The following is a 12,417-nucleotide window of genomic DNA, read 5'->3' on the forward strand; positions in this document are numbered from 1 at the left end:
AGAAATTATTGCCAAGATTTTACGGTCCGCATATATGTGTATCATTCGTTCCATATATTGAGTGGCTCATGACACCGACCATCGTACCGTCCGCGAAAAAAACCGACGAGTGCTTGCCTGTTTCCGGTCTGCTCGCGCTGGCCATGACCGGCTTCATCTGCATTATGACAGAAACTTTGCCGGCGGGTCTTTTGCCCGAGATCGGTGCTGGTCTGCATGTTTCCCCGGCATTCGCTGGGCAGATGGTGACGGCCTATGCCGTCGGTTCTCTGAGTGCGGCGATCCCGCTGACGCTCGCCACGCAGCGATGGCGGCGCAGGAGGGTTCTCCTGCTGGCGATCATCGGCTTCGTGGTGTTCAATTCCATCACCGCGTTTTCGACGCATTATGGCGCGACTCTCATGGCCCGCTACGGAGCGGGTGCGGCGGCGGGTCTCGCCTGGGCGTTGCTGGCCGGCTACGCGCGCAGGATGGTAACGCGCGCTCAGCAGGGGCAAGCTCTTGCGATTGCTATGGTAGGCACACCAATCGCGCTTTCTCTGGGGGTTCCCTCAGGCACATGGCTGGGGGCTGTTGTCGGCTGGCGCCTGACGTTCTGGATCATGTCGGGTCTGACAGTGCTTTTGATTGCGTGGGTTTTGGCAAAGGTTCCTGATTTTCCGGGCGCTGCACATCACGAGCGTCTGCCATTCCGGCATGTTCTGGGCATGCCGGGTGTGAAGCCCGTTCTGGGGGTCGTGATGGCGTGGATGCTCGCGCACAACGTGCTCTACACCTACATTGTGCCGTTCATCGCACCCGCCGGACTAGTAGGGCAGGCGGATCGCATTCTGCTGCTGTTCGGGATTGCCGCGCTGGCGGGCATCTTGCTGACCAGCCGCACGGTCGATCATGCTTTACGCTTGTCCGTTCTGCTCAGTCTGGCCCTATTCGCAGTCGTGTCAGTGGCTTTCGCCATTGAATCAGCGTCGCCGACTGTGATCGTGATTGGTGTCACGATATGGGGGCTGACATTCGGCGGGGCCGCAACCTTGCTCCAGACCGCGCTGGCCGATGCGGCCGGCGCTGGCGCGGACGTCGCGCTGTCGATGAATGTCGTGGCGTGGAACAGTGCCATAGCCGGAGGTGGCCTTCTGGGTGGTGTGTTGTTCGATACATGGGGCGCGGCGTCGTTCCCATGGGCCGTGATGGTGCTCGTCGCCGTCGGTTTCCTGATCGCATGGACAGCGCGATCGCATGGATTTCGATCTGGCCACCGACTCAAGCAGGGGGGGCAGTCATGATGCAGGTTAACTAAAGTTGCAGACAGCTCTGCTCCCGCGAGCCAAAATGCATATGCCAAATATTAGGACGTTGAGACTCCGGGACAGTTCGCGGCGTTTCTGACAGCCTGATTGATGTCGGTATGAGGTTCTGATCCCAGCAACTGGACGAGGCGACTGTTGTCGAGCCGGACCGGATAATGCCAGTAGGGCTTAACCTCGATCACTTCGTGCGGAAAACCACCGAATGGAGAAAGAAGGCGCATCAACCACCATGGGAAGTGCCGGACTGAGAGATCCGGCGTGCCCGTCATGCGGCGGAGCGCAGCGATCATGTGTGTGCCGTCTGCGTCCCAGAACCCGCTGAACTGCATGCGTTCGACGGTTGCCATGGCACCGGGTCGTAGTTCGAGCAGTTGCGCAATTGCTTCGGCCAGATCAGGCAGGTAAGCCCAAGCGTGACCGATACCAGTGCGGCCGGGATAGGTGATCTGCTTCAGCGGCGCCTTCGCCAACGCCTGAGCGAACCAGCTCTGCTGTGCGTCAGGGCCGAAATAGTCGCCCGCCCGCACGATCAGGCTCGGAACCTCCGGGGCGGCGTCGGTGAGGCGACATTCGAGGGCCTTGCGGATCTTGCCTTTGCGGCCTGGCGGATTTTGCGGTGTCGTTTCGCCGATCACCGGCGCTGTGGCGGCGTCATAATTGTAGATCGTTCCCGGAAGCACAATGCGCGCTCCGCTGGTAGCCCTGGCGGCGGCGATCGTGTTGTCGATCATCGGCAGCACTGTTGTTTCCCAATTGCGGTAGCCTGCCGGATTGACGCCGTGCAGGATTACGTCGACCCCGGTCGCGGCCCTCACCACATCGTCCCGGAGCATGGCATCGCCCTGCACCCAGTGGGGCATCACATCGTCACCCCAGCCCCCTTGAGCCCGGGCCGGGTCACGCACCATTGCCCGCACCTGCCAGCCGCGACGCAGCATGACCCGTGTGACCGCGCCGCCAATGCCGCCGGTTGCCCCCAGAACGAGGATTGCTTTCGTCACGCTGCGATCTCCCTGCGTTTCCACCGGAAGAGTGAACGGAGGCGGTCGCGAAGGAAATTGACAAAGATCGGCATGCTGCTCATTGAAAAACGATGAGCATTCTTTCTCCGGACTGGGACGGACAACGGGCCTTCCTCGCGGTTCTCGATACGGGAAGCCTGTCGGCGGCGGCGCGCAGCCTCGGCCTGACCCAGCCGACCGTGCGTCACCGGATCGAGGCGCTGGAGCGCGCGATCGGTCAGCCACTCTTCTCGCGCACGGTGAATGGGCTGGTTCCGACGGATGACGCCCGGGAACTGGCGGTCCATGTCCGGCGTATGGCCTTCGCGTCAGAGGCTTTCTATCGCGCTGCGTCCGCGTCCGGGGGTGAGATCGCGGGTACGGTGCGTATCAGCGTCGCCGAATTCGTCGGCATCGAGGTCATGCCGCGTCTGTTGGCCCCGCTGCGGGAGCGCCATCCGGGCCTCGCCGTCGAACTGGTCCTGAGCAACGAGAACGCAGATCTGCCGGGGCAGGAAGCGGATATCGCGATCCGGATGCGTCGTCCGCGCCATGGGGCGCTGGTGGCGAAACGGGCAGGATGTATCCCGCTCGGGTTTTTCGCGACCGCCTCTTATCTGGAGCGGCATGGGGTGCCGGAAGGTGCGACGGATCTGGCCCGGCACACGCTGATCGGCTCGGACCGATCCCGGATGGATCAAGATTTTACACGGGAATTGCAAAAGACGCTGGGAGAGAAGCTGTATTTCGCGCTCCGCACCGACAGTCATCCGGCCCAGCTTGCCATGGTACGCGCGGGATTGGGGATCGGTGTCACGCAATTGCCAATTGGCGAACGGGATCTGGTGCGCGTGCTGCCGGGCTTGGTTGTCGCCGAACTCGAGGCCTGGGTTGTCGCGCATGAAGATCTGCGTCACAGCCGCCGGATTGATGCGGTGTTTGGGCATCTTGTGGCGGCTCTGGGACGGTATTGCGCGTCCGGGCTGGTGATGCAGGCGGCTGTTGGCGTCGGTGGGCGAGACGCCGCGGATGGCGCCGGTTGAGCAGAAGCGCGCCTGCAATAATCCATCCCGGAAATTTGGAGACGGGAATACCGCGTGACAGGAGCGGGAATATCGAGAGTGGCGAAAGATAGTAAATAAACAGGTTTTGACCCGAAGACGAAGAGATAGTCCTGTAGTGTCACACTTGTTGGTGCGGTCGTCGAAAAAAAATCAGGTGGGGTCATGGTCGTCAGGGCATTTCCGGAATTGCTGCCCGGCTTTACGTGGCAGGATACCGATGTGAACGGAGTTCGTATCCGTACCGCCATAGGCGGGGAAGGACCTCCGCTTCTCCTTCTTCACGGCCATCCGCAGATGCATCTGACCTGGCATAAGGTCGCGCCGGTACTGGCGGAGCGTTTTACCGTCGTGGCGACTGATCTCCGAGGCTATGGTGACAGCGCAAAGCCCGACGGCGGCCCTGAACACATCAATTATTCCAAGCGCGCCATGGCTGCGGATCAGATTGGCGTCATGAAAGCGCTTGGTTTTGAGCGCTTCCGGCTTGTCGGGCATGACCGCGGTGGACGCGTGGCTCATCGCCTGGCGCTCGATGCGCCGCAGGCGGTGGAAAAGCTGGTGCTGATCGACATTGCGCCGACAGCGACAATGTACGCCCGGACCGACATGGAGTTTGCGCGGCGCTATTTCTGGTGGTTCTTTCTGATCCAGCCCTATCCGTTGCCGGAAAGGCTGATCAGTGCCGATCCGGATTTCTTTCTGGAAACGCATATAGCGGGACAGGTCAAAATTGCAGGCGCCGTCGATCCTCGGGTGATGGCGGAATACCGTCGCTGCTATGCCAATGCCCGGATGCGGCATGCCGCGTGTGAGGACTATCGTGCAGCGGCAGGCATCGATCTCGTTCACGACGCGGAAGATGCCGACCGTCGGGTCGAAGCGCCACTCCTTGCGCTGTGGGGCGCACGAGGGACCATCGGCGCACTTTATGACGTCGTGGAAACGTGGCGCGAAAAAGCCACGGATGTGCGGGGACACGCTATTGACTGTGGTCACAGCCCCCAGGAAGAAGCGCCGGAAGAATTGTTGAGGAGCATTGGCGAGTTTCTCTGAACAGATACCTTTTTCTAGCCGAAGATATGTTCTGGAAGAAGAAGATCAAGATGCTCGCTTTCTTTCGTTCTCCCGATAATCGGTCTTCACTTCGCGACAGTATTGTCGCGGCGGGAGTGTCATCCCTATGCTTTCCAGGTCTTCGGTTCCCCGGCCACGTCCGTGGCCGCCACGTGGGCACCGACCGTGATCGCTCACGACCTATGCTGTCTGCCTGACATCAGCGATCAGAGTTGGGACTGCAGGATTACGTAGGGCGTGGTTGCCGGATGCTGGCGACTTACGCCCGATACCGCAGCGCCTCGACCAGCAGGGCGAAAGCCGGTGTCATCTGCCGGCGGCTCGGGTAAAACAGGTGATAGCCGGGGTAAGGATCGCACCAGTCCTCCAGAATGCGGACGAGTCGGCCCGCCTCGATATGGGGCATGGCGTAATCCTCCGGCATGTAGGCAAGGCCCACGCCGTCGAGTGCGGCGTTGAGGCGCAGTGCGAGCGTGTTGACCACCGCCGGGCCATCGACACGCATGTTCAGGGACCGGCCCTGCTTCTCGAACTCCCACTCGAAAATCGTGTCGTGGGTGGGCAGGCGCATGTTGATGCAGGCGTGTGTCGTCAAGTCCTGCGGCGTCGCGGGCACGCCGTGCCGCGCGACATAGGCCGGGCTGCACACGACGGCGGAGCGCAGAGCGGGGCTGATCGGCACGACGATCATGTCCCTGGCGATGCTCTCGCCCACGCGCACGCCGGCGTCGAAGCGCTCGGCGACGATATCCCGCAAGCCGTAATCCACGACGATCTCGATCTTTATGTCCGGGTATTGCCGCAGCAGTTCCGACACCCGAGGCCAGAGGACGGTGTAGGTAGGGTGCTCGGTCGCCGTGATGCGGATGGTGCCGGCCGGTCTGGTTCTGAGGCTGCTCATGGCAACCAGTTCCGCCTCGATCTCGTCGAAGCGTGGCGCGATGGTGTCCAGCAGACGCGCACCGGCTTCGGTTAGGCCGACGCTGCGGGTTGTGCGCGCCAGCAGCCGCAGGCCCAGACGCTCTTCGAGGTTACGGATCGTGTGGCTCAGAGCCGATCGCGAAACGCCCAGTTTCGCGGCCGCGCGCGTGAAGCTCCGTTCGCGGGCGACCGCCATGAAGGCCAGAAGGTCGTTCGTGTTCTCTCGCAACATTGATGCGTCATGCTCACAGGTTCATGCCGATCTTACGCCATAGTCGCCATAAAGGGCAGCGGTTAGAGTGGGGGAGGAATTTGTAGGCGACATCCCGGAAGCGAGAATAAGCGATGGAAAAGCGTGTACTTGGCAAGAGTGGCCTTGAGGTTTCCGCAATCGGTTTCGGCTGCATGGGCCTCAGCCACAGCTACGGAACGGTGACAGATCGCGGCGAGGCGATCAACCGTGTCGGCATGCAGGCGCTGTATCGCTTCGCGCCAGTAGAAAGCGATTTGCCCGAACGCTCCTTCTGCCGCGTGCCCGCGCTTGCCCCCGAGGAGACGAAGGAGTGGCCCGAGCACTGGCCTCGCCCTACCCGGCTGCTGGCACGACCGGAACCGGTGCAGGCCATGGCGGAACTCCCGGACCAGCCGCCGCTGTTCTTCATCTGGCGGGGTGTACGACGGAAGGTGAAATGCGCTGACGGGCCGGAGCGCGTGTTTGGCGAATGGTGGAAGAACGACGCGGAACTGACCATCGCCCGGGACTATTTCCGGGTGGAGGATACGAGCGGCGAGCGGTTCTGGCTTTACCGGGCGGGTGATGGTGAGCACGGCGAGACCGGCTCGCAGGGCTGGTTTCTGCACGGGATTTTCGGATGAACACCCCGGTACCGTGCTATGCCGAACTGCAGGTCACAACCTATTTCTCGTTCCTGCGTGGAGCCTCGTCGCCCATTGAGTTATTCGAGCAGGCAAAGGCCCTTGGCATCGAGGCACTGAGCATCTGTGACCGCAACTCTCTGGCCGGAATGGTGCAGGCATACGGAGCCGCGAAGGCTACCGGTGTCCGGCTGGTTGTCGGCTGTCGCATCGACCTGGCCGATTTCCCAGCAGTGCTGGTCTATCCGACCGACCGCGCGGCCTACGGTCGCCTGTGCCGGCTGCTCACCATAGGCAAGGCACGAGCCGGCAAAGGGAAATGCCATCTGCTCTGGGAGGATCTGGTCGCCTGGGGCGAGGGCCTGATCATCGTCATGGTCCCTGACACGGCAGACGATGCCTGCGCTTTGCATCTGCGCAAACTGAAAGACGCCTTTGCCGACCGGGCCTATATGGCGCTGACCCTGCTGCGCCGTCCCAATGACCAGATGCGGCTCTACGAACTGGCCAACCTGGCGCAGCAGGCGCATGTGCCAACCGTTGTAACCAATGACGTGCTGTTCCATACCCATGACCGGCGCATCCTGCAGGACGTCGTCACCTGCATCCGGCATAACACGACCATCGACGAGGCCGGGTTCGTCCGCGAACGTCATGCGGACCGCTATCTCAAACCCCCGCAGGAAATGGCCCGGCTGTTCAGCCGTTATCCGGAAGCGGTGGCTCGCACCGTGCAGATCGTCGAGCGCTGTCACTTCTCTCTGGATGATCTGGCCTACCAGTATCCCGATGAAGTGTCCGTTCCCGGCCAGACGCCCCAGCAGGCATTGGAAGCGCTGACATGGGAGGCCGCAGCCCGCACCTATCCTGAAGGTATCCCGGACGAGGTTCGCAAAAGCCTGAACCATGAACTCGGCCTGATCGGGCGCATGGCCTACGCACCGTATTTCCTGACGGTGAACAGCATCGTCCGCTATGCCCGCAGCCAGGACATTCTCTGTCAGGGACGTGGATCGGCGGCCAATTCTGCCGTCTGTTACGTGCTCGGCATCACGGCCATTGATCCCGCGCGCAACTCCCTGCTGTTCGAGCGCTTCGTCTCCGAAGAGCGGGGCGAGCCGCCGGACATCGATGTCGATTTCGAGCATGCGCGACGTGAACAGGTCATCCAGTGGGTCTATGAGCATTACGGACGTGATCGGGCAGCACTGACGGCCGTGGTCATCCGCTATCGCGCCAAGGGAGCCTTGCGCGATGTCGGGAAGGTCATGGGGCTACCGGAAGACCTGATCCGCACACTCTCGGGCCAGATTCATGGTTGGGGCCGCACGCTGGACGATGACGCCCTGACTGACAGCGGTATTGATCTGTCCGATCGGCGCATCCGCCTGACTCTGGATCTCGCGCGGTGCCTGATCGGGACGCCCCGCCATCTGTCGCAACATCCCGGCGGCTTTGTGCTGACGCATGACCGGCTGGATGAACTGGTGCCGATCGAACCCGCTTCGATGGAGGCCCGCCAGATTATCGAGTGGGACAAGGATGATATCGACGTCCTGAAATTCATGAAGGTCGATATCCTGGCGCTTGGCATGCTGACCTGCATGAAAAAGGGGCTGGATCTGCTGGCGGAGCACAAGGGCCAGCATTTCACCCTCCAGACCCTCCCTGCCGAAGATCCCCGCACCTACGCCATGATCCGCAAGGCGGACACTATCGGCGTGTTCCAGATCGAGAGCCGGGCACAGATGTCCATGCTGCCACGGCTCAAACCGCGTGTGTTTTACGATCTCGTCATCGAGGTCGCGATTGTTCGACCTGGTCCCATACAGGGAGACATGGTCCACCCCTATCTCCGAAGGCGCGAAGGGATCGAGCCGGAAGACTATCCCACCCCGGAACTGGAAAAGGTTCTGAAAAAGACGCTTGGCATCCCGCTGTTTCAGGAACAGGCGATGCAGGTCGCCATGATCTGCGCCGGGTTTACAGCCGCCGAGGCCGATCAGTTGCGGCGGGCCATGGCGACGTTCAAGAACACTGGTACCGTCTCTCAGTTTCAGACACGCCTGATCAATGGCATGCGCGCCAACGGGTATGATGAGGAATTCGCTGAACGGATCTACCTGCAACTGGAGGGCTTCGGGTCTTACGGATTTCCTGAGAGCCATGCGGCCAGTTTCGCCATTCTGGCCTATTCGTCATCGTGGATGAAATGCACCCATCCGGACGTGTTTCTGGCCTCGCTTCTGAATTCCCAGCCTATGGGGTTCTATGCCCCGGCGCAACTTGTCCGCGATGCGCGGGAACATGGCGTGGAAATCCGGCCCGTTTGCGTCAATGCCTCGCGCTGGGACAGCACGCTGGAAGGACCGGAAAGCCCCAACGGGATGTTCGCCGTGCGACTGGGCATGAGCCTGGTGAAGGGACTGGCCAATGATGATGCGGCCCGGATTGTTGCCGCACGAGACTCCCGTCCCTTTACATCCATTGATGATCTGTGGCGTCGGGCGGGTGTGAAGGCGGCAGCCCTGACCCATCTGGCCGAGGCCGATGCGTTCCGGCCCTCGCTTGGGCTGGCCAGGCGCGAGGCGCTCTGGGCGATCAGGGTCCTGCGCGATGAACCGTTGCCGCTGTTCGCGGCAGCCCAGATCACGCGGGAAGCTGAAGAACCGGATGTATTGCTCCAGCCCATGCGCGATGGGGCCGAGGTGGTGCGGGATTACAACCGACTTGGCCTGACCCTTCGGGATCATCCGTTGACTTTTCTGCGTGAGGATCTTCAGGAAAGGGACATCATGTCCTGTCGGCAGGCACTGGCAGCGAAGGATGGGAAGCGTCTCACCGTGGCAGGGCTGGTGCTGGTCCGGCAGCGACCGGGCTCCGCCGAAGGCGTGGTGTTCATGACGCTGGAGGACGAAACGGCCAATATGAACGTCATCATCTGGCCAGACATGTTCGATGCGAACCGGCGCGTGGTACTGGGCGGGCAGATGCTGGCGGTAATGGGCATGCTGCAAAAGGAAGGTGAGGTCGTGCATCTGGTGGCGAAGGAGATCACCAACCTGTCTGGATTGCTGGCCGATGTCGGGAACCGGTCCCTGCATGAGGTCGGCAGGGCACAACAGGAAGCCAGATCTGAACGGATCACGGTGAAATCAAGAAACTTCCACTAGCCCCTGCGCTTACGTGATAATTCTGCTGGTCAACGATGTCGTCTTTCGCCCTCAAAGCAGAAAAATTCAGCAGAGCTTGCCTGATTTGTTTTTTTTGGTGACCGCTCAAAGTACAGTCACGTCGAAGGTTGTCGAGTTTCGCGGTTGTTTTCTGAGTGGTTGATGAAGCGCGTCGTGAGTAGCAGAACGCCATGAAATAACGCGAGCACTCCAAATGCTTCGGCAAAAGCCTCTGATGGGATATGAGACGGACCGGTTGTCGCGAGCCGCCATCCAAGGAATGTGGCGCACACCGTGGTCAACGTCGGCCCCCCGATCCTTTGCATGATGTTCAGCGCAGTCGTTGCCATGGGAATATCGTCCCGAGCGATCGACGCATACCCCGCGCTCATCGCCGGAATGCCCACGGCTCCTCCGCCACCACCGCGCAGAAGCAGGGCGACGCTGAGCAGGGCGGCATTCAGACCGTTATAGGCGAGCACAGCCAGAATCAGTGTTCCAACCAGCGAAAGCAGCGCGCCGCAACCGGTCAGATCGCGCGCGTCAAACCGGTCACTCAGACGACCAATGAGCGGATAGACGCACATCATTCCCAGGCCCAGCGGCGCCATGAGCAGGCCCGTCCGCTCGGGCGAGACACCGCAGGCGTGGATCAGCCATACGGGTAGAAGCATCTGACCAGCGAACGACACCCCGTTCGTCAGAAACATGATGATCGCCGACACCGAAAAGGCGGGCGCACGCAACAGGCGCAGGTCGATCAGCGCATCGTCGCCCTTGCGTCGCGCGGATCGGATATACAGGACGAACAGCACAAGGGATGCGCTCAGGGTCGCCTGCCCGTAAGGTCGGGCGATGTGATCCATGCCGTAGAGAAACAACACCAGGGCAGGCCCGAGCAGCCCGAGCCCTGTCAGATCGAGCGGACGGGCACGCGCGCCCTCTCTGTCGTCCGGGAGAAACAGGACGGCGAGGACAAAGGCCGCCAGCCCGACCGGCACATTGAGAAGAAAGATCCAGCGCCACGACGCGACGGAGAGGATGGCTCCCGCGACAACGGGTCCGAGAAGCGGCGCGAGCAGAACGGGTGCCGTCATCGCACTCGCAACCCTCGGCATCTGTCGGCCCGCCACACGGGCGACCGTCATCTGCGCCATGGGAGCAAGCAGGCCGCCAGCCATGCCTTGCAGCAGGCGGAACGCGATCAGGGACGGTGCCGACCATGCCAGCGCGCAGAAGCCTGATGTCAGCGTGAAAGCACCGAAGCACCATAAATAGACCGCTCGCCCCCCGAGGCGGCTTACGAGCCATCCGTTCAGCGGCAACGTCAGGGCGAGCGCCAGCAGATAACCGCTGACCACCCATTGAACGCTTGAAAACGGCGCGTGCAGGGTCCTAACGAGATCGGGGAGCGACACGTTGACGATCGTGGCGTCCAGTTGCGCCATGAAAGACCCGATCGCCGCGACGCTCACGATTTTCCAGGTTCCGGGAGGCAGTTGATCCGAGCCTTGGGCTGGCAACGACGTTCCGGCGTTCATGAATGATCTCGCCGGGAACCGCGAGACGCGCAGATGTCCGCCATTCGCTCACGCATCCAAGGCAATCGCCTCGCTGGTCGTCACGCGGCCAAGACGAGGAAAAATCTCCTCGCAGGCAAAGCGCTGCATCTCTTCGGTGAATGTGGACATAACATCCTCGGCGAGCACGACGTTGTATCCATGCTCATGAGCCCCCCTGGCGGTGGACTCCACGCCCAGATTGGTCGCGATTCCGCCCAGGACGATGGTGGTGATGCCGCGCCGCCGCAACTGAAGGTCGAGATCCGTGCCGTAGAAGGCACCCCATTGCCGTTTCGTGATACGCAGATCATTCGGTCCGGCGAGCCCGTCAACCAGTTCGGTCCAGTCGGGAGCAAAGCCTCCGGGCGGCGAAAAGGAGCGATCGACGACCGCATGCACCGCGTCCGCGAAATCGGGCGCGAACGCGACATTCACCAGAATGACGGGAGCACCGGCGGCCCGGAAACGCGCCGCGAGTTCTTTCGATCGTTCGACGATCGTGGCCCCCGGTATCGGGGCCAAAGGCAGTCCCGTGATTCCCTTCTGGAGATCGATCAGGACGAGGGCCGTCCGGGTGGGCGGAAGTGAAATCATGGCGTGAGCTTCCCTGTTGACGTTCGCGCGACCGTCCCGAAGCGTTGTCCAGACCACACGGAACCGCTAGAAGTTGAGCAGATACTCAAACAGGAGCATTATTTGAGGATGGACTCAAATACGTCAAGAGCAAAACGGACATCTCTTCAGCCGCTACGCTCGGCCGGACGCCAGCGCGTCGAGGAACTGCTCGCGGCTGCGTCCGACCTTATGGCGGAACGCGGTTACGAGGCGACGACCATGGCGGAGATCGCCGCGCGCGCCGGGGCGAAGATCGGCTCGCTCTATCGCTTCTTTCCGAACAAGGAGGCTGTGGCGGACGCTCTGGTGCAGCGGCATATCGCCATTCTGGAAGACGAATACGCAGCACTTGCCAAACGTGCGGCCACGCTTTCGCCGGAAGCGTTGGCGGATATCCTGATCGAACTGCTTGTCACGCTTCATCCGCGTGTGAAATCGCTGTCCGCCCTGATGGAGGCGCGGACTGACAAGATGGAGATCCGCGACCGCGCGCGAGGTCATGCCGTGGCCGGAATTGCGGCGGCGCTGCGCGTGTGTGCGCCGGGACTGGATGAGGCGCTGGCGAAAGACATCGCGGCGGTCGTTCTGAACACCATGAAAGTCTTGCGCGGCATGCTCGCGAACGACGCGCCCACGACGTCGGGCGCGCCCGATGAGTTGCGGCGGATGAACCGACTTTATCTTTCCGACAGGCTGGCGCCGTTCCGGCGCGGTGCAGACAGCGCAACGGATGGAAAGACACGCTAAATGCGAACCGGAGACGAAGCCACACTTTCCCGGTGTGATGCGTCCTTCGACTGACGGCGCGAGAGATCGGCCGCACT

9 protein-coding genes and 1 pseudogene are annotated in these 12,417 nt (G+C 61.7%); 6 read left to right on the forward strand and 4 right to left on the reverse strand.

What is annotated here, in order from left to right; genetic code table 11:
• The first annotated feature begins 68 nt into the window (after nucleotides 1–68).
• Complete coding sequence (locus tag IFJ82_RS14055) at nucleotides 69–1,283, forward strand: MFS transporter (RefSeq protein ID WP_003618900.1); 1,215 nt, start codon at nucleotides 69–71, stop codon at nucleotides 1,281–1,283.
• 62 nt (nucleotides 1,284–1,345) lie between these two features.
• Here IFJ82_RS14055 and IFJ82_RS14060 read toward each other — a convergent pair whose 3' ends face one another.
• Entirely contained in the window at nucleotides 1,346–2,308 is a 963-nt protein-coding gene (locus IFJ82_RS14060; protein WP_003618902.1) for an NAD(P)H-binding protein, read from the reverse strand.
• Between the two features lie 92 nt (nucleotides 2,309–2,400).
• Here IFJ82_RS14060 and IFJ82_RS14065 point away from each other — a divergent pair, with 92 nt between their 5' ends.
• Together IFJ82_RS14065 and IFJ82_RS14070 are read left to right on the forward strand one after the other, a co-directional pair.
• The gene (locus tag IFJ82_RS14065) at nucleotides 2,401–3,351 is read left to right on the forward strand and encodes a LysR family transcriptional regulator (protein ID WP_003618904.1); all 951 of its coding nucleotides are present in this window, start codon (nucleotides 2,401–2,403) and stop codon (nucleotides 3,349–3,351) included.
• Nucleotides 3,352–3,534: 183 nt separating this feature from the next.
• Nucleotides 3,535–4,425, forward strand: coding sequence for an alpha/beta fold hydrolase (locus IFJ82_RS14070; RefSeq protein WP_003618905.1), 891 nt, complete (start codon nucleotides 3,535–3,537; stop codon nucleotides 4,423–4,425).
• 280 nt (nucleotides 4,426–4,705) lie between these two features.
• Here the strand turns inward: IFJ82_RS14070 and IFJ82_RS14075 are convergent, their stop codons facing one another.
• A complete protein-coding gene (locus tag IFJ82_RS14075; protein WP_003618907.1) occupies nucleotides 4,706–5,599 on the reverse strand; it encodes a LysR family transcriptional regulator in 894 nt (297 codons plus the stop codon).
• 224 nt (nucleotides 5,600–5,823) lie between these two features.
• On the opposite strand from IFJ82_RS14075, the pseudogene IFJ82_RS14080 reads away from it, so the two are divergent.
• Nucleotides 5,824–6,243: pseudogene (locus tag IFJ82_RS14080) on the forward strand (DUF6504 family protein); the annotation flags it as partial.
• Nucleotides 6,240–9,416 carry an error-prone DNA polymerase gene (locus IFJ82_RS14085; protein WP_003618845.1) on the forward strand — a complete coding sequence of 1,059 codons (3,177 nt, stop codon included), beginning with the start codon at nucleotides 6,240–6,242 and terminating at the stop codon, nucleotides 9,414–9,416. The pseudogene IFJ82_RS14080 and the gene IFJ82_RS14085, both read left to right, overlap by 4 nt.
• A gap of 116 nt (nucleotides 9,417–9,532) precedes the next feature.
• Here the strand turns inward: IFJ82_RS14085 and IFJ82_RS14090 are convergent, their stop codons facing one another.
• Together IFJ82_RS14090 and IFJ82_RS14095 are read right to left on the reverse strand one after the other, a co-directional pair.
• Nucleotides 9,533–10,957: a DHA2 family efflux MFS transporter permease subunit gene (locus tag IFJ82_RS14090; RefSeq protein ID WP_040510590.1), complete on the reverse strand. Its 1,425-nt coding sequence runs from the start codon at nucleotides 10,955–10,957 to the stop codon at nucleotides 9,533–9,535.
• A 48-nt stretch (nucleotides 10,958–11,005) separates the two neighbouring features.
• Complete coding sequence (locus tag IFJ82_RS14095; RefSeq protein ID WP_003618841.1) at nucleotides 11,006–11,572, reverse strand: hydrolase; 567 nt, start codon at nucleotides 11,570–11,572, stop codon at nucleotides 11,006–11,008.
• A gap of 108 nt (nucleotides 11,573–11,680) precedes the next feature.
• Here IFJ82_RS14095 and IFJ82_RS14100 point away from each other — a divergent pair, with 108 nt between their 5' ends.
• The gene (locus IFJ82_RS14100) at nucleotides 11,681–12,340 is read left to right on the forward strand and encodes a TetR/AcrR family transcriptional regulator (RefSeq protein ID WP_040510588.1); all 660 of its coding nucleotides are present in this window, start codon (nucleotides 11,681–11,683) and stop codon (nucleotides 12,338–12,340) included.
• Nucleotides 12,341–12,417: the final 77 nt, after the last annotated feature.

It is taken from the genome of Novacetimonas hansenii, from assembly GCF_014843995.1.
GTDB lineage: Bacteria > Pseudomonadota > Alphaproteobacteria > Acetobacterales > Acetobacteraceae > Novacetimonas > Novacetimonas hansenii.